Source organism: Pseudomonas sp. GW456-L13 (assembly GCF_017350115.1).
GTDB classification, from domain to species: Bacteria; Pseudomonadota; Gammaproteobacteria; order Pseudomonadales; family Pseudomonadaceae; genus Aquipseudomonas; species Aquipseudomonas jessenii.
Map to the genome: position 1 here is coordinate 2344111 of NZ_JACNAS010000001.1, position 23842 is coordinate 2367952.

Genomic DNA, 23842 nt, shown 5'->3' on the forward strand with positions numbered 1-23842 from the left:
ACAACCCCTTAGAAATAACCCTGACGTTTTTTGTCTTCCATCGAGCCTGCGCCATCGTGGTCGATGACACGGCCCTGGCGCTCGGAAGTTCGCGTCAGGAGCATTTCCTGAATGATGTCCGTGAGGCTTTCGGCCTCGGACTCCACCGCGCCCGTCAACGGGTAGCAACCAAGGGTACGGAAACGCACTTTCTTTTTGACGATGCGCGCTTTGTCTTCGTCGCTCAGGTGCTCGAGGATGCGCTCGTCGTCGATCATGATCAGCGTGCCGTTCTTCTCGATGACTTCACGCTCGGCGGCGAAGTACAGCGGAACGATCGGGATGCCTTCAAGGTAGATGTACTGCCAGATGTCCAGCTCGGTCCAGTTCGACAGCGGGAAGACGCGGATCGACTCGCCCTTGTTGACCTTGCCGTTGTAGACGTTCCACAGCTCGGGGCGCTGGTTTTTCGGATCCCAGCGGTGCTTGCTGTCGCGGAACGAGTACACGCGCTCTTTGGCGCGGGATTTCTCTTCATCGCGACGGGCGCCGCCGAATGCTGCGTCGAAACCATACTTGTCGAGTGCCTGCTTGAGGCCCTCGGTCTTCATGATGTCGGTGTGCTTGGCGCTGCCGTGGGTGAACGGGTTGATGTCCTGCGCCACGCCGTCCGGGTTGACGTGGGTGATCAGGTCGAGGCCCAGCTCGGCGACCATCTTGTCGCGGAAGCTGTACATCTCCTTGAATTTCCAGCGAGTGTCGACGTGCATCACCGGAAACGGCAGCTTGCCCGGGAAGAACGCCTTGCGTGCCAGATGCAGCATCACGGCGGAGTCTTTACCGATGGAGTACAGCATCACCGGGTTATCGAACTCGGCGGCCACCTCGCGGATGATGTGGATGCTTTCCGCCTCCAGCTGTTTCAGATGCGTCAGTTTGTCGACCATGGCTACTCACGAAAACTTTCTTATGAACGGCCACCGGGCCGTGTTCGAGCGGGGATCCTAGCACAGCGCCCCCTTCTAATCAGGACGCCAACTAGATCGAAAGAGCATATGAATATGCCTGCCTGTTTGGGCTCAACCCCTGTAGGAGCGAGCTTGAACTGGCCTAATAATTCCGGACACCTCTTAAGGGCGATATGATTTCGCCAACTTGGAGGTTCCATGAACGAAAGAAAGGTCTATTCACGCGAGTTCAAGCTGCATGCTGCCAGCATGGTGCTTGATGATAACTGCCCGGTTCCAGACGTTTGTGCATCGCTGGATATCGGGCCCACCGCTTTACGGCGTTGGGTCGATCAGGTTCGCAAGGAGCGCGAGGGGCAGCCAGTCAAAGGCACCAAGGCGATTACCGAAGATCAGCGCCAGATCCAGGAACTAAAGGCCAAGATCAAGCGCATGGAAATGGAAGCCGAGATCTTAAAAAAGGCTACCGCTCTCTTGATGTCGGATCCCGATCGTTTTCGATGATTGCGGAACTAAGAGAGTCGTTCCCGACAGCTGTCGTGTGTCGTGTTTTCGATGTGAAGCGCAGCAGCTTTTACGAGTGGCTTCAGCGGCGAGCCCAACCGCGGATCAGGCGCGAAGAGCTCAAGCTCAAAGTGGTTGAACTGCACAGCGAAAGCCGCGAAGCCATGGGTTCCAGAATGATCAGCAAGGGCCTGAAGTCCCAAAACATCGCGATCGGAAGAGGCCTTGTCCGAGCGCTGATGAGGGAGGCCAACATTGTCAGTAAACAACGCCAGCCGCACCCATTCAGATCCAAGGGAGTGGAAGCGTTTGTCGCGCCCAATCGGCTCAAGCGCAACTTCAAACCGGCTGCAGTCGATCAGGTCTGGTGTGGTGACGTGACCAGCTTGATGGTGGGCGAGCGCTGGGTTCATCTGGCCATCGTCATCGATTTGTTTGCTCGCCGGGTCATCGGTTGGGCATTTTCGCTGGTCAATGACGCCAACTTGGTCAGCAAGGCGCTACGCATGGCGACAGAGGTTCGAACGTGCCCTGCGGGACTGATGTTTCACTCGGATCAGGGCTGTCAGTACACCAGCCGCAAGTTTCAGGAAGAACTGAAGCGTCGTGACATATTGCAAAGCATGAGCCATCGCGGGCAGTGCTGGGACAACGCTCCAACAGAGCGATTTTTCGGCACGCTGAAATCAGAATGGGTGCCTCGTAGTGGCTACAGCAAGATCGAGGAAGCCAAAACCGATATGGTGCGCTTCTTCATGTACTACAACCGCACCAGGCTCCACAGCTACAACAACTATCTGTCGCCAATAGCCATGGAGCAAAAAGCGGCATAAACACCGTAACCGGTGTCCGGGATTACTTGACCAGTTCAGCTTGCTCGCGATGGTCGTCAACGATAACGCTGGGAGTCTGACACCCCGTGGTGTCTTCAGGTTCATCGCGAGCAAGCTCGCTCCTACAGGAAGAGGGTGCGCTTTCAGATCGGATTCGGGCAATCGATGAAGATGTGCTCCAGCGCAAACCGACGGGCCAGATAATCCCCCAGCGCCTGAACGCCGTAGCGCTCGGTCGCATGGTGACCGGCGGCGATGAAGCTGATGTCGTTTTCCCTGGCGCTGTGAAAGGTTTGCTCGGAAGCCTCGCCGCTGAGGTACAGATCGACACCCGCCAGAATGGCTTGATCGATGTAACCCTGGCCACCACCGGTGCACCAGCCGACGCGGCGTACCATGGCGCTGCCTTCGATCAACAGCGGCTCACGCCCCATCACTTCCTGGACGCGGCGGGCGAAATCCCGGGGCATCATTGGCTCGTTCAACGAGCCGACCAGGCCGACAATCTTCAGGTTGTCCGGATCCAGCGGTCCTTCGACGGTGATGTCGAGCTGTCGCGCGAGCTGCGCGTTATTGCCGACATCCGGGTGCAGGTCCAGCGGCAGGTGATAGGACAACAGGCTGATATCGTGCTTGAGCAGGGTCTTCAAGCGACGCTGCTTCATGCCGGTGATGCACGGGTTTTCACCCTTCCAGAAGTAGCCATGATGCACCAGCACCAGGTCTGCGTTGGCCTCCACGGCCGCATCGAGCAGGGCCTGGCTGGCGGTGACGCCACTGACAATGCGCATCACTTGTGGCCGCCCCTCGACCTGCAGGCCGTTGGGGCAATAATCGGCGATTTTGGCGCTGTTGAGGTAGCGGTCAGCTTCTTCGACCAGGGTGCTCAGGGCGACGGCCATAAAAGACTCCTAAATATCCCGTTCAGAGGCGCGCGCGGCCTCGTATAATGCGCGTCATTATGAGCGGTCTCAGACCGCCTGCAACTCTCTCAGGAACTGCTTAATGCTCAAGGCGCTGCGTTTTTCCGGCTGGCCGCTGTTGGCCGGCGTGCTTGTCGCTCTTTTGATAATCCAGCGTTACCCGCAGTGGGTCGGGCTCCCGAGCCTCGACGTCAATCTGCAACAAGCGCCGCAAACCACCAGCATGCAGCAGGGTCCGGTGTCTTATGCCGAAGCGGTATCCACCGCGGCGCCATCGGTGGTGAACCTGTACACCACCAAAGTCATCAACAAACCCAACCATCCGCTGTTCGAAGATCCGCAGTTTCGTCGCTTCTTCGGCGATAACTCGCCCAAGCAGAAACGCATGGAGTCGAGCCTCGGTTCCGGCGTGATCATGAGCCCGGAAGGCTACATCCTGACCAACAACCACGTGACCAGCGGTGCCGACCAGATCGTGGTGGCGCTCAAGGACGGCCGGGAAACCCTGGCGCGAGTGATCGGCAGCGACCCGGAGACCGACCTCGCGGTTCTGAAAATCGACTTGAAAAACCTGCCGGCGATCACCGTGGGGCGTTCCGACAACATCCGCATCGGCGATGTGGCGCTGGCCATCGGCAACCCCTTCGGCGTCGGCCAGACCGTAACCATGGGCATCATCAGCGCCACCGGGCGCAATCAATTGGGCCTGAACAACTACGAAGACTTCATCCAGACCGATGCGGCGATCAACCCGGGCAACTCAGGCGGTGCGCTGGTGGATGCCATCGGCAACCTGACCGGCATCAACACGGCGATCTTTTCCAAGTCCGGGGGCTCCCAGGGCATTGGGTTCGCAATCCCCGTGAAGCTGGCGATGGAAGTGATGAAGTCGATCATCGAGCACGGCCAGGTGATTCGTGGCTGGCTGGGTATCGAGGTGCAGCCGCTGACCCAGGAACTGGCCGAGTCGTTCGGCTTGTCCGGTCGTCCAGGCATTGTCGTGGCGGGAATTTTCCGCGATGGCCCGGCACAGAAGGCCGGTCTGCAACTGGGTGATGTGATTCTTGCCATCGATGGCGAACCGGCCGGTGATGGCCGTCGCTCGATGAATCAGGTAGCGCGGATCAAGCCGACCGACAAGGTCGCGATCGAGGTGATGCGCAACGGCAAGGAGCTCAAGCTGATGGCTGAAGTCGGCCTGCGTCCGCCGCCGGCTCCGATCAAGGAAAAAGAAGAAGAGTAAGCGGACAACCCAAAAACCTGTGGGAGCAAGCTTGCTCCGGGCGGCGCTCCGACGATGAGGCAATAACATTCAACATACTCGTTGACTGTAAATCCGCTATCGCGAGCAAGCTCGCTCCCACAGGGTCGTGCCTGGTTTTACAAGTCGCCCAGGCCGTCGATCAGCGCCTGATTCTGCTCCGGCGTGCCGATGGAGATCCGCAGGAACTGGGCAATCCGCTCCTGCTTGAAGTGCCGGACGATCACGCCTTGCTCGCGCAGCTTAGCCGCAAGCCCCGCCGCATCGTACCGGGGGTGACGGGCAAAAATGAAGTTCGCCGCCGATGGCAGCACTTCAAAACCCTTCTCCTCCAGCTGTGCAACGACCTTCTCGCGATTCTCGATCACCAACCGGCAGGTCTTGTCGAAATACTCGCGATCCTCGAACGCGGCGGCAGCGCCGACATTCGCCATGCGATCCAGCGGATAGGAGTTGAAGCTGTTCTTGATCCGCTCCAGCGCCTCGATCAGGTCCGGATGGCCGACCGCCAATCCAACCCGCAGGCCCGCCAGGGAACGGGACTTGGACAGGGTCTGGGTCACCAGCAGGTTCGGATAACGGTCCACCAGGGTGATTGCCGTCTCGCCACCGAAGTCGATGTAGGCCTCGTCGACCACCACCACCGAATCCGGGCTCGCCTTGAGAATCTGCTCCACCGCTTCCAGCGCCAACAGGCAGCCGGTCGGCGCGTTCGGGTTGGGGAAGATGATCCCGCCGTTCGGCCTGGCATAGTCCGCCGGGTTGATCTGGAACTGCTCGTCCAGCGGCACCGCGTCGAACTTGATGCCGTACAAACCGCAGTAGACCGGGTAGAAGCTGTAGCTGATGTCCGGGAACAACAGCGGCTGATCGTGCTGCAGCAAACCGTGGAAGATGTGCGCCAGCACTTCATCGGAACCGTTGCCGAGGAACACTTGATTGCTTTGAACACCGTAGTACCTGGCGACCGCGTTCTTCAGCAGATCGCTGTTCGGGTCCGGGTACAGACGCAGGTTGTCGTTCAGTTCGGTTTGCATCGCGGCCAAGGCTTTGGGCGATGGACCGTACGGATTTTCATTGGTGTTTAGCTTCACCAGTTTTGCCAGCTTCGGCTGCTCGCCCGGGACGTAAGGCACCAGATTCTTGACGAACGGGCTCCAGAATTTACTCATGTTCAGTTCCCCTGCCCTTGTGGAAAGTCTTCGTCGACGATGCGGTACTCGGCGCTACGCGCGTGGGCGGTCAGCGATTCGCCACGGGCCAGCACGGAAGCGGTTTTGCCCAACTCGGAAGCGCCCTGCTCGGAACAGAAGATGATCGACGAGCGTTTCTGGAAGTCGTACACACCCAGCGGCGAGGAGAAACGCGCGGTGCCGGAGGTCGGCAACACGTGGTTGGGACCTGCGCAGTAGTCGCCCAAGGCTTCAGAGGTGTGGCGGCCCATGAAGATCGCGCCGGCGTGGCGGATCTGCGGCAGCCAGGCTTGTGGATCGGCAACGGACAATTCGAGGTGCTCCGGCGCGATGCGGTTGGCCACTTCGATGGCTTGCTCCATGTCGCGCACCTTGATCAGTGCACCACGGCCATTGATCGAGGTTTCGATGATCGCGGCGCGCTCCATGGTCGGCATCAGCTTGGCGATGCTGGCGGCGACCTTGTCGAGGAATTCGGCGTCTGGGCTGACCAGAATCGCCTGGGCGTCTTCGTCGTGCTCGGCCTGGGAGAACAGGTCCATGGCGATCCAGTCCGGATCGGTCTGGCCGTCGCACACCACCAGGATCTCGGAGGGACCGGCGATCATGTCGATTCCGACCTGGCCAAACACGTGGCGCTTGGCGGTGGCGACATAGATGTTGCCCGGGCCGACCACTTTATCGACCTTCGGTACGCTTTCGGTGCCGTAAGCCAATGCGGCAACGGCTTGAGCGCCACCGATGGTGAACACACGGTCGACGCCGGCGATGCAGGCAGCGGCCAGCACCAGTTCATTGATTTCACCGCGCGGGGTCGGTACGACCATGACCACTTCGGTGACGCCGGCGACCTTGGCCGGAATCGCGTTCATCAACACCGACGACGGGTACGACGCCTTGCCACCCGGTACGTACAGGCCGGCACGGTCCAGCGGCGTGACTTTCTGGCCCAGCACGGTGCCGTCGGCCTCGGTGTAGCTCCAGGAGTCCTGCTTCTGTTTTTCGTGGTAGCTGCGCACACGGGCGGCGGCGACTTCCAGCGCTTCGCGCTGAGCCACGGTAATGCGCGTCAGTGCCAATTCCAGACGCTCACGCGGCAGGATCAGGTCGGCCATGGACTTCACGTCCAGGCCGTCGAACTGGCGGGTAAAGTCCACCAGTGCCGCGTCGCCACGTTCACGCACAGCCTTGATGATGTCCAGCACCCGCTGATTGACCGAGTCGTCAGACACACTTTCCCAGCTCAGCAGATGATCCAGATGATGCGCGAAATCCGGGTCAGCAGCGTTGAGTCGGCGAATTGCAGTCGGTGCGGTCATAGCGAGAGCCTCATAGGAATGGCAAAAACTCAGGCGCCCTAACTTAGCAGTCGTTTCCGCTTGGGCACCTGAGAATTCTGGCTATGAGGCGGATAGACGGGCGCGACTTAACGTCGCGCAGGTGAATCAGCCGCGGTGTCGAGACTCCACTGCCTTGCGCAGGGTGTCGATCAACGCCTGGATACGGGCGTGCTGCATCTTCATCGAAGCTTTGTTGACGATCAGCCGGGAGCTGATGGCAGCAATGAAATCCTGTGGCTCCAGACCGTTGGCCCGCAGCGTGTTACCAGTGTCGACCACGTCGATGATCTTGTCCGCCAGGCCGATCAGCGGCGCCAGCTCCATCGAACCGTAGAGCTTGATGATGTCGACCTGACGGCCCTGTTCGGCGTAGTAGCGCTTGGCAACGTTGACGAACTTGGTGGCGATACGCAGGCGGCCCTTGGGCTCGACCGCGCCGACCTTGCCGGCGGTCATCAGCTTGCACTGGGCAATTTGCAGGTCCAGCGGCTCGTACAGGCCCTGGCCGCCGTACTCCATCAGCACATCTTTACCGGCGACACCGAGGTCGGCGGCACCATGCTCGACGTAAGTTGGCACATCGGTGGCACGCACGATCAGCAGGCGTACATCTTCCTGGGTCGTGGGAATGATCAGCTTGCGGCTCTTGTCCGGATTCTCGGTCGGCACGATGCCCGCTTCAGCCAGAAGCGGCAGGGTGTCGTCAAGGATGCGGCCCTTGGACAGTGCGATGGTCAACATGGGAAACGTCAGTCCTTATCAAGGTACTCATGCCCGGTCGCAAATGGCGCCGGACACACATCGAGCCGAAAACGGCTCGACTTCAACAAATCAACGGGCATGTCCTTATGCCCATACAGCAGGGACTAGCCCGGAACGCGACGGATCTTGGCGCCCAGCATCTGCAGTTTTTCTTCGATGCACTCGTAGCCACGGTCTATGTGGTAGATGCGGTCGATCAGCGTGTCGCCTTCGGCGATCAGGGCCGAGATCACCAGGCTGGCCGAAGCACGCAGGTCGGTCGCCATCACTGGCGCGCCCTTGAGCTTTTCGGTGCCGGTGACGATGGCGGTGTTGCCTTCGACCTGGATCTTGGCGCCCATGCGGTGCAGCTCGTAGACGTGCATGAAGCGGTTTTCGAAGATCGTCTCGATCACAGCGCCGGTGCCTTCGGCAATGGCGTTGAGGGAGATGAACTGCGCCTGCATGTCGGTCGGGAACGCCGGGTACGGAGCGGTCCGCACGTTGACGGCTTTCGGACGCTTGCCGTGCATGTTCAGCTCAATCCAGTCTTCGCCACAGGTGATTTCGGCACCGGACTCACGGAGTTTTTCCAGAACGGCTTCGAGGATGGTCGGATCCGTATCCTTGACCTTCACACGACCACCGGTCACCGCCGCCGCCACCAGATAGGTGCCGGTTTCGATGCGGTCAGGCATTACTTTATAAGTGGTAGTGTGCAGGCGCTCGACGCCATCGATGGTGATGGTATCGGTACCGGCGCCGGAAACCTTGGCGCCCATGGCGTTCAGGAAGTTCGCCAGGTCGACCACTTCAGGCTCGCGAGCGGCGTTTTGCAGGACGCTACGGCCCTTGGCCAAGGCCGCGGCCATCATGATGTTTTCGGTACCGGTCACACTGACGGTATCGAAGAAGAAGTGCGCACCGCGCAGGCCACCTTCAGGCGCCTTGGCCTTGATGTAGCCACCTTCGACGTCGATGACGGCGCCCATGGCTTCCAGGCCACGGATGTGCAGGTCAACCGGACGCGAACCGATGGCGCAACCGCCAGGCAAGGCGACTTCGGCTTCACCGAAACGAGCAACCATCGGACCGAGCACCAGAATCGACGCACGCATGGTTTTAACCAGTTCGTAAGGTGCGACCAGGGTCTTGATGGTGCGCGGGTCGATTTCGACGGCCAGCTTCTCGTCGATCACAGGTTCGATACCCATGCGCCCGAACAGCTCGATCATGGTGGTGATGTCGTGCAGGTGCGGCAGGTTGGCCACAGTCACCGGGCCATCGCACAGCAGGGTAGCCGCCAGGATCGGCAGGGCAGAGTTCTTTGCCCCGGAGATGCGGATCTCGCCGTCAAGACGAGCACCGCCAGTAATAATCAATTTATCCATAAGAATCTCGACGCCCTTGGGCTCAGGTGCGCTCGGCCCAGGCCGCGCTGCTGAAAAATTTCATAGTGACCGCATGGATGCTGCCATCGGTGATCCATGGGTTCAAATGGGCATAGACCTGCTGCTGACGCTTGACCGGGCTCAACGCCGCCAGTTCATCGCTAATCACGTTCAGCTGGAAATTGCAGCCTTCGCCCTCGACTTCTACTTTCGTTCCGGGCAGCTTTCCTTCAAGAAAGCTCTTAACTTCGTTGGCCTGCATGCTCAACCTCAATCGGCGCCCTGTGCGCGCGGGTCGGACATCATACAAAAAAGCCCCGCGCCTGCGAACCCCGCCAAGCAGGACTCAGACGGGGGGCTTCTTCATAGATGCGGGTTAGGGGCGCGCCAACAGCTCGGTCAGCTCGCTGACCTGAGCGATTTCACGCATGTCTTCCGGCATCCCACGGATGCTCAGGGCCTTACCGGCCTCCTGCGCATCACGGATAAAGCACAGCAGCAACGACAAACCGACACTGCTGGACTTGGTTACCGCCGAGCAATCGACCACCAGCGCTGCAGCGTTGCTGGCTTTGATCAGCGCCTTGCCCTGCTCGCGCAGGCCAGGGCCGGTGCGGTAATCCAGCACGCCACTGAGTCGCAGCTCGCCCGCTTCGTCCATCTGGACTGCCGACTCACTCATTGGGCTGACTGCTCTGGTTTCTTGTCGGTGGCTTCCTTGGCCTTGGCGACTTCCCCGGCCCAACCATTGATGGTCTTGTCCAGGTCGTTGCCATTGCGCTGCATCGCATCGGCGAACTGATCGCGGAACAGCTTGCCGATATTGATGCCATTGATGATGACGTTACGCAGTTTCCACTCGCCGTTGATCTTTTCCAGCGTGTAGGACACTGGATAGATCGCGCCGCTGCTGCCTTTGACAGTCATGCCTACACTGGTACGGTCGCCCGACTCGTCTTTGGCCGGCTCAACGGTGATGCCCTGGTTGTTGTACTCCAGCAAGGCATTGCCATAGAACTGGAACAGACCCTTCTTGAAGTTTTCTTCGAAGGTCTTCATCTGTGCAGGCGTAGCTTTACGCGAGTACTTGACCGTCATGATGCTCTTGGAAATACCCTCGGCATCCACGACCGGCCCGACGATGGTGTTCAGCGCCGCATAAAAGTCTTGCGGATCCTGCTTGTACTTCTCTTTGTTTGCCGCCAGGTCCGCGAGCATACGGTTGGTTGTGTCCTGCACCAGATCGTGCGCCGAAGTCGCCGCTACGGCGTGGGACACCAACGGAAACACCGCGAGCATTACCAACAGGCCACGTCGCAAGATAGAGATCATTTAACAGTTCCTCATTTAGCTTCTTTGCTAACGGTATTGAGCAGGAATTTACCGATCAGGTCTTCGAGCACCAGCGATGACTGCGTGTCATGGATGGTTCCACCATCCTTGAGCAGGGTGTCTTCCCCGCCCACGCTGATACCGATGTACTTCTCGCCCAACAGGCCAGCAGTCAGGATAGATGCAGTGGAGTCCGCCGGCAGATTATCGATGCGTTTTTCCAGCTGCATGGTCACCCGACCGGTGAAACTGTCGCGATCCAGATCGATGGCCGTGACCTTGCCGATGGTCACACCGGCCATGGTCACCTTTGCTCTGACCGTCAAACCGGCGATATTGTCGAAGTAGGCGTAAAGTTTATACGTGTCGGTGCTCGGAGTCGGGGACAGGCCACTGACCCGCAACGCCAACAAAAGCAAAGCCAGGATGCCAGCCAGCAAGAAAAGGCCGACACCGATTTCCAGGGTGCGGTTTTGCATCAGAAATCTCCAAACATCAAGGCGGTCAGAATAAAGTCCAGGCCGAGTACTGCCAACGAGGCATATACAACGGTCTTGGTAGTGGCACGACTGATCCCCTCGGAAGTGGGTTCGCAGTCATAGCCTTGGAATACGGCGATCCAGGTCACGACAAAGGCAAAGACGATACTTTTGATGATCCCGTTGAGCACATCGTCGGCGAACGTCACGCTGTTCTGCATGTTCGACCAGTAGGAGCCCTCATAGACCCCCAGCCAGTCGACCGCTACCCACGAGCCGCCCCAGATACCCACCACGCTGAAAATCATCGCCAGCACCGGCAGGGAAATGAAACCGGCCCACAGGCGTGGCGCGATGATGTACTTGAGCGGGTCGACCCCGATCATTTCCAGGCTGGACAACTGTTCGGTGGACTTCATGTTGCCGATTTCGGCGGTCAACGCCGAACCTGCGCGCCCGGCGAACAGCAAGGCGGTCACTACCGGCCCCAGTTCACGCAGCAGCGTCAGCGCCACCATCTGCCCGACAGCCTGCTCCGAACCATAGCTGGAAAGAATGTTGAAGCCCTGCAGCGCCAGCACCATGCCGATGAACACCCCGGAGACCACGATGATCACCAGGGACATCACGCCCACCGAATGCAACTGCTTGACCAGCAGCCCGAAGCCGCCACCGATACCGCCCCGGCCGAGCAAGGCATGGAACAGGAACAGGCTCGAACGCCCGAACACCGCCAGCACATCGATGCCGGCCTGGCCGAAGCGGCGAACGCGCTCCATCAATGAAATTCTGCGCATCAGCGCTTCCCCAGAAGATCTGCGCGGTAATCCGTCGCTGGAAAGTGGTACGGAACCGGGCCATCGGGTTCGCCGGTCATGAACTGACGAATGCGCGGTTCATCCGAATTCATCAACTCGTCCGGCGTCCCCTGCCCCAACACCTGACCATCGCCCACCACGTAAATGTAATCGGCAATGCTCGCGGTCTCGGCCAGGTCGTGGGATACCACGATGCTGGTGATGCCCAGCGCATCGTTGAGCAACCGGATGAGGCGCACCAGAACGCCCATTGCGATGGGGTCCTGACCGACAAAGGGCTCGTCGTACATGAGGATCTGCGGGTCGAGCGCAATCGCCCGGGCCAGCGCAACACGGCGCTTCATGCCGCCGGAAAGCTCGTCGGGCATCAGCTCGATGGCACCGCGCAAGCCCACGGCCTGCAATTTGAGCAGGACAATGTCGCGGATCATTTCATCCGGCAGTTGGGTATGAACACGCAACGGAAAAGCGACGTTCTCGAAGACATCGAGGTCGGTAAACAGTGCGCCGCTCTGAAACAGCACGCCCATATGCTTGCGCGCGTCGAACAGGTCGCTGCGCGACAGTTTTGGCAGGTTCTGACCGTTGACCCAGACTTCGCCCTTGGTGGGCCGCAACTGGGCGCCCATCAGACGCAAGAGCGTGGTCTTGCCACACCCGGAAGGCCCCATGATGCCGGTGACCTTGCCGCGCGGGATACGGATATCGACATTATTGAAAATGCTGCGCGCACCGCGCTTGAAGGACAGTCCCTTCAGCTCGACCGCGTAGGCGTTATCGGCACTCATCTAAACTCCTTGCGATGCAGCCTCTCACTCGGACGCCTGGCTTTCTGACAAAAGCACATACCTCCCGGGCAGGCCGAACTGGCGGCGAACTATATCACTGCAACGGCTGCGCGCCCAAGGCCAAAGCCAGGTCATGTTCAGCCGCATGACAGGTTGAAGGCCCCGTTTAGAAGGTTTCCGGCAACAAGGATGGCAATGCGCGACGAACTAGCGTGAGGGATTCGATCATAACCGTTATAATCGCCGCCTTTTCATCAGGCTATACGATTTCTGACATGAGCCAATCCAGCGACCTGATTCAATCTGCACAACGCACCATCCGCCTCGAGGTAGAAGCCGTGCAAGGCCTGCTACCCCATATCGACGCAGATTTCGTACGCGCTTGCGAGATGATTCTGGCCAGCAAAGGCCGCGTGGTCGTGGTCGGCATGGGCAAGTCGGGACACATCGGCAACAAGATTGCCGCGACCTTGGCCAGCACCGGCACCACGGCGTTTTTTGTGCACCCGGCTGAAGCCAGCCACGGTGACATGGGCATGATTACCCGCGACGACATCATTCTGGCGCTCTCGAATTCCGGCTCCACCAATGAAATCGTGACCCTGCTGCCACTGATCAAGCGCCTGGGCATTCAGTTGATCAGCGTGACCGGCAAGCCTGACTCGCCGCTAGCCAAGGCCGCCGAGGTCAACCTGAATGTTCACGTCGAGCACGAAGCCTGTCCGTTGAACCTGGCCCCCACCTCGTCGACCACCGCCGCCCTGGTCATGGGCGATGCCTTGGCAGTCGCACTGCTGGAAGCCCGTGGCTTTACCGCGGAAGACTTCGCCTTTTCCCATCCCGGCGGCGCCCTGGGCCGACGCCTGCTGCTGAAAGTGGAAAATGTCATGCACGCCGGGCAAGAGTTACCGCAAGTACAGCGCGGCACCCTGCTGAAGGACGCGCTAATGGAAATGACCCGCAAAGGCCTGGGCATGACCGTGATCCTGGAAGCCGACGGAAAGCTGGCCGGGATCTTTACTGACGGTGACTTGCGTCGCACGCTGGACCGTAGCATCGACATCCATAGCGCTACCATCGACCAGGTCATGACAGCACACGGCAAGACTGCCCGCGCCGAGATGCTCGCCGCCGAAGCGCTGAAAATCATGGAAGACCATAAAATCAACGCGCTGGTCGTAGTCGACAGTGAAGACCGCCCGGTCGGCGCCTTGAACATGCACGACTTGCTGCGTGCAGGAGTAATGTAATGAGTGCGGACCTGCTGCAACGCGGCAAACAGATCAAGCTGGCAGTGTTCGATGTCGATGGCGTGCTGACCGATGGGCGCCTGTACTTCCTCGAAGACGGCAGCGAGTTCAAGACGTTCAACACCCTCGACGGCCAGGGCATCAAGATGCTGATGGCCGCCGGTGTGCAGACCGCCATCATCAGTGGCCGCAAGACCCCGGTGGTCGAGCGGCGGGCCAAAAACCTCGGTATCCCGCACCTCTATCAGGGTCGCGAGGATAAACTGGTGGTACTCGACGAACTGCTGGCCCAACTCAACTTGAGCTATGAACAGGTGGCCTACCTCGGCGATGACCTGCCGGACCTGCCGGTGATTCGCCGCGTCGGCCTGGGCATGGCGGTGGCCAATGCCGCCAGCTTCGTGCGTGAACACGCCCACGGCATCACCCTCGCCCGTGGCGGCGAAGGTGCCGCTCGCGAATTCTGCGAATTGATCCTGCGCGCCCAGGACCGCCTCGACGCGGCCAATGCGGCGTACCTGTGAGCCCACTATGCTGAGCAAAAAATTTCGCAACACCCTGATGTTCAGTTGCATCGCGGCGATATTCGCTGCGGTTGGCTACTGGAACATCAGCCCGGAACGCTTCCTCGACAAGCCGGTAACGCCGGTCGATGAAAGCGCGATCGACTATTACGCCATCAACGCCCACAGCGTGCAGTACCTGCCCGACGGCAAGCTGCAATATGATCTGGTGTCCGACAAGGTCGAGCACGTGAAAGCGACCGAGGTGACATTGCTGACCAATCCCGACCTGAATGTGTTCCGCGGCACTGAATTCCCGTGGCACGTCCAGAGCCTGCGCGGCGAGGTCAACCCTGATGGCACACAGGTCGAACTGATCGATGACGTGCGCATCACGCGCTTCGACGAGAAAAACCGTAGAACCCTGATCACCAGCACCCGCATGACCGTGTTCCCGCAGCAGCAATATGCGCAGACCGAGCAAGACGTTAGAATCGACGGCGCTGGCGGTGTATCGACTGGCAAGGGAATGAAAGCGTATTTGAAAGAAAGCAGGATACACCTGCTATCGAACGTAAGAGGACAGTATGAGGCTCGTTAAAACCCTCCCGATTTTGCTCAGTCTGGGCGCAGCACTGGGAAGCGTGAGCGCCTGGGCTCTGCCGGAAGACCAACAGCAGCCTATCCGTATTCAGGCCGACGATGCCCAACTGGACGACAAGCAAGGTATTGCTACCTATAAGGGTGACGTGATCATCACCCAAGGCTCGATGAAGGTGACAGGCAACACCGTTACCATCACCCGCACCCCGGCTGGCGACATTGACGTAGTGACCTCGGTGGGCAACCTGGCGTACTTCGAGCAATTGCAAACGGCTGGCGACACCAAGCCTGTCCAGGGTTGGGGCGTGACGATCCAGTATCACGCTTCGCAAAATCGCGTCGTACTGATCGACAAGGCCAAAGTTGTCGACAAGGACAACAACGTCACCCAAGGCGAGAAAATTGTCTACGACACGGACAAGAAACTCGCCAGCGCCGGTCGCGCCACAGGCAGCAAAGTCACCGAGGCGCGTCCGCGTATCGACATGGTGATCCAGCCGAAGAAGAAAACCGACGAGAAAAAGGCCCAGTAATGGCAACTCTGAAAGCTCAGCATCTGGCCAAGAGCTACAAGAGCCGCCAGGTCGTGCGTGACGTCAGCCTGTCCATCGACAGCGGCCAGATCGTCGGCCTGCTTGGCCCGAACGGCGCCGGCAAGACCACCTGCTTCTACATGATCGTCGGCCTGGTGCAAGCCGACCAGGGCCGTGTCCTGATCGATGACCTGGACGTCAGCCACCAACCGATGCACGGCCGCGCAAAGGCCGGTATCGGCTACTTGCCGCAGGAAGCATCGATCTTCCGCAAACTGTCGGTGGCCGACAACATCATGGCCATCCTCGAGACCCGCAAGGAACTCGACAAGGCCGGTCGTCGCAAGGAGCTGGAAAGCCTGCTGCAGGAATTCCACATCAGCCACATCCGCGACAACCTGGGCATGAGCCTGTCCGGTGGTGAGCGCCGTCGCGTGGAAATCGCCCGCGCCCTGGCCACCAACCCGAAATTCATCCTCCTCGACGAGCCCTTCGCCGGCGTGGACCCGATTTCGGTCGGCGACATCAAGCAGATCATTCACCACCTCAAGGCCAAGGGCATTGGCGTGCTGATCACGGACCACAACGTTCGTGAAACCCTGGATATCTGTGAAACCGCCTATATCGTCAATGACGGCCAACTGATTGCCGAAGGCGACGCAGAGACCATCCTGGCCAACGACCTGGTCAAGGAAGTGTATCTGGGCCATGAGTTCCGCCTGTAAGCGCTGAGCCGTGCCCAGGCAGTTGCCCGGGCACCTGACCAGCCACTCACCAGCGCTTCCGTGCCGACAAGCGTGGTCAGCCCTCGACAAGGGCAGCGCTGCAACACAGCTTTATAGTTTTTTATTGTTACAGCGCTCTAGGCAAACCCTTTAGTTTCAGGCATATAATTTGCTTAAGTTTGGCGCCCCGGCGCCCTGTAGTGGATGGCGCATGTGCGCCGGCGAATAAGGTGTTAAGCCCCTGCCATGAAACCATCGCTAGTCTTGAGAATGGGCCAGCAGCTGACGATGACACCGCAGCTGCAACAGGCCATCCGCCTGCTCCAATTGTCGACCCTGGACCTGCAACAGGAAATCCAGGAGGCCCTGGAGTCCAATCCGATGCTCGAACGCCAGGAAGAAGGCGACGACTTCGACAATTCCGACCCCCTGGCCGACAACGCCGAACAAAAGCCCAACACCGACATCCAGGAGCCCTCCTACCAGGAGAGCGCCCCGACGGTTGATAACCTCGATGAGGGTGACTGGAACGAGCGTATCCCCAACGAACTCCCCGTCGACACCGCGTGGGAAGACGTTTACCAGACCAGCGCCAGCAGCCTGCCCAGCAATGATGATGACGAGTGGGACTTCACCACCCGCACCTCGGCCGGCGAAAGCCTGCAGAGCCACTTGCTGTGGCAACTGAACCTGGCCCCGATGTCCGACACCGATCGCCTGATCGCCGTAACCCTGATCGACTGCATCAACAATCAGGGCTACCTGGACGAAACCCTCGAGGAAATCCTCGAAGCGTTCGACCCGGAACTGGACATCGAACTGGACGAAATCGAAGCCGTCCTGCACCGCATCCAGCAATTCGAGCCCGCCGGCATCGGCGCCCGCAACCTGGGCGAATGCCTGCTGCTGCAATTGCGCCAGCTGCCTGCCAAGACCCCTTGGCTGGCCGAGGCCAAGCGCCTGGTCACCGATTACATCGACCTGCTTGGCAGCCGCGACTACAGCCAGTTGATGCGTCGCATGAAGCTCAAGGAAGATGAGCTGCGCCAGGTCATCGAGCTGGTCCAGAGCCTCAACCCGCGCCCGGGCTCACAGATCGAGTCCACCGAAGCCGAGTACGTCGTCCCTGACGTCATCGTGCGCAAGGACAACGAGCGCTGGCTGGTGGAGCTCAATCAGGAGTCGGTGCCACGGCTGCGGGTCAATGCCCAGTACGCCGGTTTCGTGCGCCGCGCCGACACCAGCGCCGACAATACCTTCATGCGCAATCAGTTGCAGGAGGCCCGCTGGTTCATCAAGAGCCTGCAAAGCCGCAATGAAACCCTGATGAAGGTTGCCACCCAGATCGTCGAGCATCAGCGCGGCTTTCTGGAGTACGGCGACGAAGCCATGAAGCCGCTGGTCCTGCATGACATCGCCGAAGCGGTCGGCATGCATGAATCGACGATTTCACGGGTGACCACCCAGAAGTTCATGCACACCCCCCGGGGCATTTATGAACTGAAGTACTTTTTTTCCAGTCACGTAAGCACCTCCGAAGGCGGCGAATGCTCGTCCACGGCGATCCGGGCGATCATCAAAAAACTGGTTGCAGCGGAAAATCAGAAAAAGCCGTTGAGTGACAGCAAGATCGCTGGTTTACTGGAGGCACAAGGCATTCAGGTGGCTCGCCGCACCGTCGCCAAGTACCGCGAATCCCTCGGGATCGCGCCTTCGAGCGAACGCAAGCGGTTGATGTAGGGCCACGCCACAGCGTTCCAGTGGTAGATCATCTGATCTACCGCTTTATGCACTGGCAACGAAGGAGAAGCTGTATGCAAGTCAACATCAGTGGACACCAACTGGAAGTGACCGAACCTCTTCGCACCTACATCGGCGAAAAACTCGAACGATTGGAGCGACATTTCGACAAGATCACTAATGTGCAGGTCACGATGACCGTCGAAAAACTGAAGCAGAAAATCGAAGCCACGCTGCATATTCCCGGGAATGAAGTGGTCGCCAACGCGGAACATACCGATATGTATGCCGCGATCGACGCACTCACCGACAAGCTGGATAAACAACTCAAAAAGCATAAGGAAAAGACCCAGAGCCTCCTCCAGGGCGCAACCGGTCGTTAACACTCCCAACCCATGATCCGACTTGAAAGTATCCTGACCCCCGGCCGTTCCCTGGTGAACGTGCCGGGAGGCAGTAAAAAGAAAGCCCTCGAACAAATTGCCAATCTTATCGCCCGCGAAGTGCCGGCCCTGGAGATGCAAGATGTCTTCGAGGCGCTGATCGCCCGTGAAAAACTCGGCTCCACCGGGTTTGGCAATGGCATCGCTATTCCACATTGCCGTCTCAAGGGCTGTGTTTCGCCCATCAGTGCATTGATGCACCTGGACGCCCCTATCGATTTCGACGCCATCGACGGCGCGCCGGTTGACCTGCTGTTCGTGCTGTTGGTCCCGGAAGCCGCCACCGATGCGCACCTTGAGCTGCTGCGACAGATCGCCAGCATGCTCGACCGCAAGGAAGTTCGCGAAAAGCTGCGTAGTGCTGCAAGCAACGAAGCCCTGTATCAGGTTGTCCTTGACGAGCAAAACGGTCAGTAATCATGCGCTTGATCATCGTCAGTGGCCGTTCCGGCTCAGGTAAAAGTACCGCCCTCGACGTTCTTGAGGACAGCGGCTACTACTGCATCGACAACCTGCCAGCCGGCCTGCTGCCGGAGCTGGCCGAACGCGCCCTGGTTCATACCGAGATGTTGCAGCCGCTGGTCGCCGTTTCCATTGACGCGCGCAACCTGCCCAGCCACCTGTCACGCTTCCCCGACCTGCTCGAGGAAGTCCGTGCCCGCCACATCCAGTGCGATGTGCTGTACCTGGACGCCGACGAAGAAACACTGCTCAAGCGCTTCTCGGAAACCCGACGGCGTCACCCCCTGACCAACGCCAACCGCTCGCTGGCCGAAGCCATCAGCGTCGAGAGCGTCCTGCTCGGGCCGATTGCCGACCTCGCCGATCTCAAGATCAACACTACCAGCCTGAACCTGTATCAACTGCGCGATGCCATCAAACTGCGTCTGTTGAATCAGCCGGAGCCGGGGACTGCGTTCCTGGTTGAATCCTTCGGCTTCAAGCGCGGCATGCCGGTGGACGCCGACCTGGTGTTCGATGTGCGCTGCCTGCCCAACCCTTACTGGAAACCGGAGTTGCGCGAACAGTCCGGGCTCGATCAACCGGTTGCCGAATACCTGGCGGCTCAGCCGGATGTCGAAGAGATGTTCCAGGACATTTCCACATACCTGCTAAAGTGGCTGCCTCGCTTTGCCGCCAGCAACCGCGCCTACGTCACCATTGCCATTGGCTGCACTGGCGGACATCACCGCTCCGTCTACCTGACCGAGCGTCTGGGGCAAACGCTGCAACAATCCCTGAAGAACGTCCAGGTCCGCCACCGCGACCTCAGCTAAAGGATTCACATCGCGATGCCTGCTCTGGAAATCGAAATCATCAATAAACTGGGTCTGCACGCTCGCGCTTCTGCAAAATTCGTTGGGGTAGCAGGTCAGTTCCCGTGCCAGATCAGGGCCGGACGTACACCACAGTCCATGGTCGATGGCAAAAGCATCATGGCGATGATGATGCTGGCCGCCGGCAAAGGCACCACGATCCACTTGAGTACAGAAGGCGAGCAGGAACAGGAAGCGCTGGATGCTCTGGTGGCGTTGATCAACAACTTCTTCGACGAAGGCGAGTAATACAACCACAAAAGCCCCTCACCACAAATCAAGCGAGGGCCGTATCCATCACCATCATCAAACAAAACCCCATCAGCAGCCCGAGGCTGGCAAGCTTGTCATGACCATTGCGGCGCGACTCGGGAATGACTTCGTGGGTCACCACCAGCAGCATCGCCCCCGCCGCCAGCGCCAATCCCAAAGGCAGCAGCAGTTCGGCCAGGCTCACCAGCCACGCGCATAGCAGTGCGAACACCGGTTCTACCAAACCTGACGCCGCACCGATCAGGAACGCCTTGCCCCGGGACATCCCTGCCCCGGCCAGCACCAAAGCGATGACCAACCCTTCCGGTACATCCTGCAAGGCAATGCCCATGGCGAGGCTGTCGGCGTCAGGCATTGCGCCACCGGCCGAAACACCTACCGCCATGCCTTCCGGGATGTTGTGGGCGATGATGGCAAATACGAACAGCCAGATCCGCGGAGCAATGACCGGTCGTTCCAGCGTGCCGACCAGCATGTCCGGGCTGGCGCCAGAGACCTTCCGATCCACCAGGAACAACAGGAAGGCGCCGAGCATAATGCCGAAGCTGATCAACCCACTGGACGCCCAAGGTGACAGTCCAAGCCCTTCGGCGGCAGAGATGCCCGGAACGATCAGCGAAAATGCCGTCGCAGCCAGCATCACGCCAGCGCCAAAGCCAAGCAAAGTGTCGCTAAGCCTCTGCGGCATCCGCCGAATCACCAACACCGGCACCGCGCCCAGCGCGGTACCCAAGGCGCAGATCGCACCGCCCTGCAGTGCGCGCAGCAACTTCGGCTCAAGGTCGAGCCATGCCAGCCCATGGGCAACCAAAAGGCTCATTCCCGCCAGCAGTAACAGCGATCCAAACGCGTAACGAAACATCCGTCCATTTCCGATCGCCAGTGTTTCAGTGCCCATAGTCCAGCCTTGGATTGTTTTTATGGAAGACTTAAACCAGTGCGGCCTGATAGCGCGCAGCGACTTGCGGCCAATTGATCACGCGGTAGAACGCGCTGATGTACTCCGGACGACGGTTCTGATAACGCAGGTAATAGGCGTGCTCCCAGACGTCGAGGCCCAGAATCGGGGTATTGCCGTTCATCAACGGGCTGTCCTGGTTACCGCTGCTTTCCACCACCAAGGTCTTTTGCGGGGTCACGCTCAGCCAGGCCCAGCCGCTGCCGAAGCGGGTCAACGCGGCCTTGGTAAAGGCTTCCTTGAAGCTGTCGAGACCGTCCAGTTGTTCATCGATGGCCTTGGCCAGCACGCCTTCGGGCTCGCCACCACCGTCGGGCGCCATGACTTCCCAGAACAACGAATGATTGGCGTGGCCGCCACCTTGGTTGATCACCGCCGTCCGTAGTTTTTCCGGCAGTTGCTGAACGGCGGACACCAGCTTCTCCACGGGCCACTCGGCATACTCGGTGCCTTCAACAGCCGCGTTCAGGTTATTGATGTAGGTCTGGTGATGCTTGGTGTAGTGGATCTCCATGGTCTGCGCATCGATGTGCGGCTCCAGGGCGTCGTAGGCGTACGGCAAGGCAGGCAAGGTAAAAGCCATGTTCAATGGACTCCTTGATGATGAGGCTCAGGCGAAGCGGCATCGATGTGCAGCAGCCGATGGGTACGCGGATACTCGCCGTGCTCACTGATGAAATTCAGCAGCTCGACGTAGGTCTTGCTGCTCTGGCGCAACGCGGCTTCTCGCAATGTTTGAGGTAGCCGTGGGTCCTGCATGGTCTGCAAGAGCCGTTGGTGGATGGCACACAAGTATTCGGCGCTCTCCTCCGGCTGATTCAGACGCAAGTGCAGGTCCGCCAGGTTGTGATGGGAAATCACGCAGGCCGCTACCGCTTCGTCGGCATCCGCCCAGCGCTCGAACAGCACCTGGGCCAGAGCCAATGCCTGCAGGTACGCCTCGCGGGCATCGACCAGTTCACCCAGCATGAAAAAGCGATTGGCTCTTTCGATCGTGCGTTTCCAGTGCTCCATGGTGCGCCTCCAAAGCGGTAACGGGGCTTAGACGCCGCCCGCAGTGAGTTTTTCCGGGTTGAGCAATTCTTCCAGCTGGCTGCGCGTCAGGTCGGTATGTTCCAGTGCGACGTCAATCACCGGCCGACCTTGCTGATAGGCCTTCTTGGCAATCTCGGCAGCTTTCTGGTAACCGATGATCGGGTTGAGCGCGGTAACCAGAATCGGGTTGCGTGACAGAGCTTCCTTGATCCGGCCTTCGTTGACCTTGAAGCTGGCGATGGCCTTGTCTGCCAGCAGACGACTGGAATTGGCCAGCAACTCGATACTGCTCAGCAGGTTCTGGGCGATGATCGGCAGCATCACGTTCAGTTCGAAATTGCCCGACTGACCGGCGATGGTGATAACACTGTCGTTGCCGATGACCTGAGCCGCGACCATCGCGGTGGCCTCTGGAATGACCGGGTTGACCTTGCCCGGCATGATCGAAGAACCCGGCTGCAAGGCTTGCAGTTCGATCTCGCCAAGGCCGGCCAGCGGGCCGGAGTTCATCCAGCGCAGATCGTTGGCGATTTTCATCAGCGACACGGCAGTGGCCTTTAGCTGTCCGGAGACGGCAACGGCAGTGTCCTGGGAGCCGATCAGCGCGAACAGGTCCTTGCCTGGCTGGAACTCAACCCGGGTCAATTTGCTTAGCTGCTGGCTGAAACGCGCCGCGAACTCGGGGTGGGCGTTGACACCCGTGCCCACCGCCGTGCCGCCTTGAGCCAGGGATTGCAGGCTTGGCTGCAAGTCCTGCAGATGGCCGATGTTGGCCTTGAGCTGCTGCGCCCAACCGTTGAGCACCTGGCTCATGCGCACCGGCATGGCGTCCATCAGGTGCGTACGCCCGGTTTTGACGTGGTGATGAACCTGCTCGGCCTTGCGCTCGATGACCTGCACCAGATGCGTCAGCGCCGGCAGAAGTTGTTCATGGAGCGCCAGTGCTGCGCTGACGTGAATGGTGGTCGGGATGATGTCGTTGCTGCTCTGCCCGCAGTTGACGTGATCGTTGGGGTTCACCGCCTCGCCCAGCAAGCGGCTGGCCAGCGTGGCGATCACTTCGTTGGCGTTCATGTTCGAGCTGGTACCGGAACCGGTCTGGAACACATCCACCGGGAAGTGCTGCATGAAATCGCCTTCGAGCAAGCCTTGGGCTGCGTCGACGATGGCTTTGCCCTGGGCTTCGCCGATCTGCTTGAGCTCGACGTTGGTGCGGGCGGCCGCTGCCTTGGCCAGGATCAAGGCGCGGATGAACTGAACCGGCATCGGTTTGCCGCTGATCGGGAAGTTATCCACCGCACGCTGGGTCTGTGCGCCGTAGAGGGCGTCTTCCGGGACCTGAAGCTCGCCCATACTGTCGCGTTCGATACGGGTATTACTCATCGGGAGATCCTTGCATCAGTTCTATGAGAGGAATCGAGGGCTGCAACTCACAGGTAGCGAGTTGCCAGGTGTAGCTCTGCCAGCGCTTGAGGCGGCATTTGCACAACGAGAGGCGTTCCAGTTCGCGCAGCGGGCGCCAGGCCTGGTCAAGACAGTAAGTGCGCCAATGCCACGGCAGCGCGACATCGGCGGCGGTATCGAGCAACAATCGGAAGGCAGTTTCGGCGACGGTCCAGGGTGAGGTGGCCGTGCAACACGCCAGGTACCGGCCTTCGGCCAGGTAGTGGTCGATCAGGCGAGGCTCGTCGGGGTTCATCGCGCAACGGATCTGGCGACTCATCCAGCGCCAGCTTTCGAGGTAAGGCTGCTCGTGCAAGGCAGAACTCATGATCCGGGGCTCATTCGATAATGAGATTTATTATTATATGATAATGATAACCAAAACAAGGCCGTACCGACACAGCAGATCCATTGTGGAGCGAGCCTGCTCGCGAAGGCGTCATCACTTTCAACATTGATTTCGTCTGACA

Annotated in this window: 30 protein-coding genes; 13 read left to right on the top strand and 17 right to left on the bottom strand. The window is 59.5% G+C overall.

The features are described 5' to 3' along the window. Positions 1-8: 8 nt before the first annotated feature. Positions 9-926: a sulfate adenylyltransferase subunit CysD gene (cysD, locus tag J4D25_RS10665; RefSeq protein WP_008046199.1), complete on the bottom strand. Its 918-nt coding sequence runs from the start codon at positions 924-926 to the stop codon at positions 9-11. 219 nt (positions 927-1145) lie between these two features. Here cysD and J4D25_RS26980 point away from each other — a divergent pair, with 219 nt between their 5' ends. Together J4D25_RS26980 and J4D25_RS10670 are read left to right on the top strand one after the other, a co-directional pair. Continuing rightward, positions 1146-1451, top strand: a complete 306-nt coding sequence (locus J4D25_RS26980) for an IS3 family transposase (protein WP_057713040.1) — start codon at positions 1146-1148, stop codon at positions 1449-1451. Then, a complete protein-coding gene (locus J4D25_RS10670) occupies positions 1448-2284 on the top strand; it encodes an IS3 family transposase (RefSeq protein ID WP_057716268.1) in 837 nt (278 codons plus the stop codon). Before J4D25_RS26980 ends, J4D25_RS10670 begins: the two co-directional genes overlap by 4 nt. A 143-nt stretch (positions 2285-2427) precedes the next feature. Here the strand turns inward: J4D25_RS10670 and J4D25_RS10675 are convergent, their stop codons facing one another. Then, complete coding sequence (locus tag J4D25_RS10675) at positions 2428-3186, bottom strand: Nif3-like dinuclear metal center hexameric protein (protein WP_057716409.1); 759 nt, start codon at positions 3184-3186, stop codon at positions 2428-2430. A gap of 103 nt (positions 3187-3289) precedes the next feature. On the opposite strand from J4D25_RS10675, the gene algW reads away from it, so the two are divergent. Next, the gene (gene algW, locus J4D25_RS10680; protein ID WP_057716410.1) at positions 3290-4450 is read left to right on the top strand and encodes a Do family serine endopeptidase AlgW; all 1161 of its coding nucleotides are present in this window, start codon (positions 3290-3292) and stop codon (positions 4448-4450) included. A 137-nt stretch (positions 4451-4587) separates the two neighbouring features. On the opposite strand, the gene hisC is transcribed toward algW, so the two are convergent. The 10 genes from hisC to J4D25_RS10730 all read right to left on the bottom strand — a co-directional run bounded on the left by hisC (position 4588) and on the right by J4D25_RS10730 (position 12550). Further along, positions 4588-5640, bottom strand: a complete 1053-nt coding sequence (gene hisC / locus J4D25_RS10685) for a histidinol-phosphate transaminase (RefSeq protein WP_057716411.1) — start codon at positions 5638-5640, stop codon at positions 4588-4590. 2 nt (positions 5641-5642) lie between these two features. Then, positions 5643-6980: a histidinol dehydrogenase gene (gene hisD / locus J4D25_RS10690; protein ID WP_057716412.1), complete on the bottom strand. Its 1338-nt coding sequence runs from the start codon at positions 6978-6980 to the stop codon at positions 5643-5645. Positions 6981-7106: 126 nt separating this feature from the next. Continuing rightward, positions 7107-7742, bottom strand: a complete 636-nt coding sequence (gene hisG / locus J4D25_RS10695; protein ID WP_008018703.1) for an ATP phosphoribosyltransferase — start codon at positions 7740-7742, stop codon at positions 7107-7109. A gap of 125 nt (positions 7743-7867) precedes the next feature. After that, positions 7868-9133: a UDP-N-acetylglucosamine 1-carboxyvinyltransferase gene (gene murA, locus J4D25_RS10700; protein WP_056728381.1), complete on the bottom strand. Its 1266-nt coding sequence runs from the start codon at positions 9131-9133 to the stop codon at positions 7868-7870. A 22-nt stretch (positions 9134-9155) separates the two neighbouring features. Further along, complete coding sequence (locus J4D25_RS10705; protein ID WP_020796650.1) at positions 9156-9395, bottom strand: BolA family protein; 240 nt, start codon at positions 9393-9395, stop codon at positions 9156-9158. A 114-nt stretch (positions 9396-9509) separates the two neighbouring features. Next, the gene (locus tag J4D25_RS10710) at positions 9510-9815 is read right to left on the bottom strand and encodes a lipid asymmetry maintenance protein MlaB (RefSeq protein ID WP_057716413.1); all 306 of its coding nucleotides are present in this window, start codon (positions 9813-9815) and stop codon (positions 9510-9512) included. After that, complete coding sequence (locus tag J4D25_RS10715; RefSeq protein WP_057716414.1) at positions 9812-10465, bottom strand: phospholipid-binding protein MlaC; 654 nt, start codon at positions 10463-10465, stop codon at positions 9812-9814. Before J4D25_RS10715 ends, J4D25_RS10710 begins: the two co-directional genes overlap by 4 nt. An 11-nt stretch (positions 10466-10476) precedes the next feature. Continuing rightward, a complete protein-coding gene (gene mlaD, locus J4D25_RS10720) occupies positions 10477-10944 on the bottom strand; it encodes an outer membrane lipid asymmetry maintenance protein MlaD (RefSeq protein ID WP_007970271.1) in 468 nt (155 codons plus the stop codon). Beyond that, positions 10944-11741 (bottom strand): lipid asymmetry maintenance ABC transporter permease subunit MlaE, encoded by a 798-nt coding sequence (mlaE, locus tag J4D25_RS10725; protein WP_057716415.1) that lies wholly within the window; start codon positions 11739-11741, stop codon positions 10944-10946. The genes mlaD and mlaE overlap by 1 nt, the downstream gene beginning before the upstream one ends. Next, entirely contained in the window at positions 11741-12550 is an 810-nt protein-coding gene (locus J4D25_RS10730; protein WP_007986707.1) for an ATP-binding cassette domain-containing protein, read from the bottom strand. The genes mlaE and J4D25_RS10730 overlap by 1 nt, the downstream gene beginning before the upstream one ends. Before the next feature lie 275 nt (positions 12551-12825). Between J4D25_RS10730 and J4D25_RS10735 the strand changes: the two genes are divergently transcribed. The 10 genes from J4D25_RS10735 to J4D25_RS10780 all read left to right on the top strand — a co-directional run bounded on the left by J4D25_RS10735 (position 12826) and on the right by J4D25_RS10780 (position 19912). After that, the gene (locus J4D25_RS10735) at positions 12826-13800 is read left to right on the top strand and encodes a KpsF/GutQ family sugar-phosphate isomerase (protein ID WP_057716416.1); all 975 of its coding nucleotides are present in this window, start codon (positions 12826-12828) and stop codon (positions 13798-13800) included. Further along, positions 13800-14324, top strand: coding sequence for an HAD family hydrolase (locus tag J4D25_RS10740; protein ID WP_008018712.1), 525 nt, complete (start codon positions 13800-13802; stop codon positions 14322-14324). Before J4D25_RS10735 ends, J4D25_RS10740 begins: the two co-directional genes overlap by 1 nt. A 7-nt stretch (positions 14325-14331) precedes the next feature. Beyond that, positions 14332-14904 (top strand): LPS export ABC transporter periplasmic protein LptC, encoded by a 573-nt coding sequence (lptC, locus tag J4D25_RS10745; RefSeq protein ID WP_057716417.1) that lies wholly within the window; start codon positions 14332-14334, stop codon positions 14902-14904. After that, entirely contained in the window at positions 14891-15439 is a 549-nt protein-coding gene (gene lptA, locus J4D25_RS10750) for a lipopolysaccharide transport periplasmic protein LptA (RefSeq protein WP_057716418.1), read from the top strand. Before lptC ends, lptA begins: the two co-directional genes overlap by 14 nt. Beyond that, the gene (lptB, locus tag J4D25_RS10755; RefSeq protein ID WP_008054366.1) at positions 15439-16164 is read left to right on the top strand and encodes an LPS export ABC transporter ATP-binding protein; all 726 of its coding nucleotides are present in this window, start codon (positions 15439-15441) and stop codon (positions 16162-16164) included. The genes lptA and lptB overlap by 1 nt, the downstream gene beginning before the upstream one ends. 246 nt (positions 16165-16410) lie before the next feature. Next, positions 16411-17904: an RNA polymerase factor sigma-54 gene (locus tag J4D25_RS10760; RefSeq protein WP_015093497.1), complete on the top strand. Its 1494-nt coding sequence runs from the start codon at positions 16411-16413 to the stop codon at positions 17902-17904. Positions 17905-17978: 74 nt separating this feature from the next. Then, positions 17979-18287: a ribosome hibernation-promoting factor, HPF/YfiA family gene (gene hpf / locus J4D25_RS10765; RefSeq protein ID WP_007941242.1), complete on the top strand. Its 309-nt coding sequence runs from the start codon at positions 17979-17981 to the stop codon at positions 18285-18287. Between the two features lie 12 nt (positions 18288-18299). Continuing rightward, positions 18300-18764, top strand: coding sequence for a PTS IIA-like nitrogen regulatory protein PtsN (ptsN, locus tag J4D25_RS10770; protein ID WP_008046148.1), 465 nt, complete (start codon positions 18300-18302; stop codon positions 18762-18764). Between the two features lie 2 nt (positions 18765-18766). Next, positions 18767-19624, top strand: coding sequence for an RNase adapter RapZ (gene rapZ / locus J4D25_RS10775; protein WP_057716419.1), 858 nt, complete (start codon positions 18767-18769; stop codon positions 19622-19624). 15 nt (positions 19625-19639) lie between these two features. Beyond that, the gene (locus tag J4D25_RS10780; protein ID WP_057716420.1) at positions 19640-19912 is read left to right on the top strand and encodes an HPr family phosphocarrier protein; all 273 of its coding nucleotides are present in this window, start codon (positions 19640-19642) and stop codon (positions 19910-19912) included. Between the two features lie 28 nt (positions 19913-19940). On the opposite strand, the gene J4D25_RS10785 is transcribed toward J4D25_RS10780, so the two are convergent. The 5 genes from J4D25_RS10785 to J4D25_RS10805 are packed head-to-tail and all read right to left on the bottom strand — an operon-like array spanning position 19941 to position 23700. After that, entirely contained in the window at positions 19941-20834 is an 894-nt protein-coding gene (locus J4D25_RS10785; RefSeq protein WP_057716421.1) for a ZIP family metal transporter, read from the bottom strand. Positions 20835-20865: 31 nt separating this feature from the next. Further along, positions 20866-21477 (bottom strand): superoxide dismutase, encoded by a 612-nt coding sequence (locus J4D25_RS10790; protein ID WP_057716422.1) that lies wholly within the window; start codon positions 21475-21477, stop codon positions 20866-20868. A gap of 2 nt (positions 21478-21479) precedes the next feature. After that, positions 21480-21908 (bottom strand): hypothetical protein, encoded by a 429-nt coding sequence (locus J4D25_RS10795; protein ID WP_057716423.1) that lies wholly within the window; start codon positions 21906-21908, stop codon positions 21480-21482. A 27-nt stretch (positions 21909-21935) separates the two neighbouring features. After that, entirely contained in the window at positions 21936-23312 is a 1377-nt protein-coding gene (locus J4D25_RS10800; protein WP_057716424.1) for an aspartate ammonia-lyase, read from the bottom strand. After that, a complete protein-coding gene (locus tag J4D25_RS10805) occupies positions 23305-23700 on the bottom strand; it encodes a hypothetical protein (RefSeq protein WP_057716425.1) in 396 nt (131 codons plus the stop codon). Before J4D25_RS10805 ends, J4D25_RS10800 begins: the two co-directional genes overlap by 8 nt. Between the last annotated feature and the right edge of the window lie 142 nt (positions 23701-23842).

Coding starts and splice junctions, on each gene's coding strand:
- cysD (WP_008046199.1), bottom strand. CDS start 926: ATGGTCGACAAACTGACGCATCTGAAACAGCTGGAGGCGGAAAGCATC.
- J4D25_RS26980 (WP_057713040.1), top strand. CDS start 1,146: ATGAACGAAAGAAAGGTCTATTCACGCGAGTTCAAGCTGCATGCTGCC.
- J4D25_RS10670 (WP_057716268.1), top strand. CDS start 1,448: ATGATTGCGGAACTAAGAGAGTCGTTCCCGACAGCTGTCGTGTGTCGT.
- J4D25_RS10675 (WP_057716409.1), bottom strand. CDS start 3,186: ATGGCCGTCGCCCTGAGCACCCTGGTCGAAGAAGCTGACCGCTACCTC.
- algW (WP_057716410.1), top strand. CDS start 3,290: ATGCTCAAGGCGCTGCGTTTTTCCGGCTGGCCGCTGTTGGCCGGCGTG.
- hisC (WP_057716411.1), bottom strand. CDS start 5,640: ATGAGTAAATTCTGGAGCCCGTTCGTCAAGAATCTGGTGCCTTACGTC.
- hisD (WP_057716412.1), bottom strand. CDS start 6,980: ATGACCGCACCGACTGCAATTCGCCGACTCAACGCTGCTGACCCGGAT.
- hisG (WP_008018703.1), bottom strand. CDS start 7,742: ATGTTGACCATCGCACTGTCCAAGGGCCGCATCCTTGACGACACCCTG.
- murA (WP_056728381.1), bottom strand. CDS start 9,133: ATGGATAAATTGATTATTACTGGCGGTGCTCGTCTTGACGGCGAGATC.
- J4D25_RS10705 (WP_020796650.1), bottom strand. CDS start 9,395: ATGCAGGCCAACGAAGTTAAGAGCTTTCTTGAAGGAAAGCTGCCCGGA.
- J4D25_RS10710 (WP_057716413.1), bottom strand. CDS start 9,815: ATGAGTGAGTCGGCAGTCCAGATGGACGAAGCGGGCGAGCTGCGACTC.
- J4D25_RS10715 (WP_057716414.1), bottom strand. CDS start 10,465: ATGATCTCTATCTTGCGACGTGGCCTGTTGGTAATGCTCGCGGTGTTT.
- mlaD (WP_007970271.1), bottom strand. CDS start 10,944: ATGCAAAACCGCACCCTGGAAATCGGTGTCGGCCTTTTCTTGCTGGCT.
- mlaE (WP_057716415.1), bottom strand. CDS start 11,741: ATGCGCAGAATTTCATTGATGGAGCGCGTTCGCCGCTTCGGCCAGGCC.
- J4D25_RS10730 (WP_007986707.1), bottom strand. CDS start 12,550: ATGAGTGCCGATAACGCCTACGCGGTCGAGCTGAAGGGACTGTCCTTC.
- J4D25_RS10735 (WP_057716416.1), top strand. CDS start 12,826: ATGAGCCAATCCAGCGACCTGATTCAATCTGCACAACGCACCATCCGC.
- J4D25_RS10740 (WP_008018712.1), top strand. CDS start 13,800: ATGAGTGCGGACCTGCTGCAACGCGGCAAACAGATCAAGCTGGCAGTG.
- lptC (WP_057716417.1), top strand. CDS start 14,332: ATGCTGAGCAAAAAATTTCGCAACACCCTGATGTTCAGTTGCATCGCG.
- lptA (WP_057716418.1), top strand. CDS start 14,891: ATGAGGCTCGTTAAAACCCTCCCGATTTTGCTCAGTCTGGGCGCAGCA.
- lptB (WP_008054366.1), top strand. CDS start 15,439: ATGGCAACTCTGAAAGCTCAGCATCTGGCCAAGAGCTACAAGAGCCGC.
- J4D25_RS10760 (WP_015093497.1), top strand. CDS start 16,411: ATGAAACCATCGCTAGTCTTGAGAATGGGCCAGCAGCTGACGATGACA.
- hpf (WP_007941242.1), top strand. CDS start 17,979: ATGCAAGTCAACATCAGTGGACACCAACTGGAAGTGACCGAACCTCTT.
- ptsN (WP_008046148.1), top strand. CDS start 18,300: ATGATCCGACTTGAAAGTATCCTGACCCCCGGCCGTTCCCTGGTGAAC.
- rapZ (WP_057716419.1), top strand. CDS start 18,767: ATGCGCTTGATCATCGTCAGTGGCCGTTCCGGCTCAGGTAAAAGTACC.
- J4D25_RS10780 (WP_057716420.1), top strand. CDS start 19,640: ATGCCTGCTCTGGAAATCGAAATCATCAATAAACTGGGTCTGCACGCT.
- J4D25_RS10785 (WP_057716421.1), bottom strand. CDS start 20,834: ATGGGCACTGAAACACTGGCGATCGGAAATGGACGGATGTTTCGTTAC.
- J4D25_RS10790 (WP_057716422.1), bottom strand. CDS start 21,477: ATGGCTTTTACCTTGCCTGCCTTGCCGTACGCCTACGACGCCCTGGAG.
- J4D25_RS10795 (WP_057716423.1), bottom strand. CDS start 21,908: ATGGAGCACTGGAAACGCACGATCGAAAGAGCCAATCGCTTTTTCATG.
- J4D25_RS10800 (WP_057716424.1), bottom strand. CDS start 23,312: ATGAGTAATACCCGTATCGAACGCGACAGTATGGGCGAGCTTCAGGTC.
- J4D25_RS10805 (WP_057716425.1), bottom strand. CDS start 23,700: ATGAGTTCTGCCTTGCACGAGCAGCCTTACCTCGAAAGCTGGCGCTGG.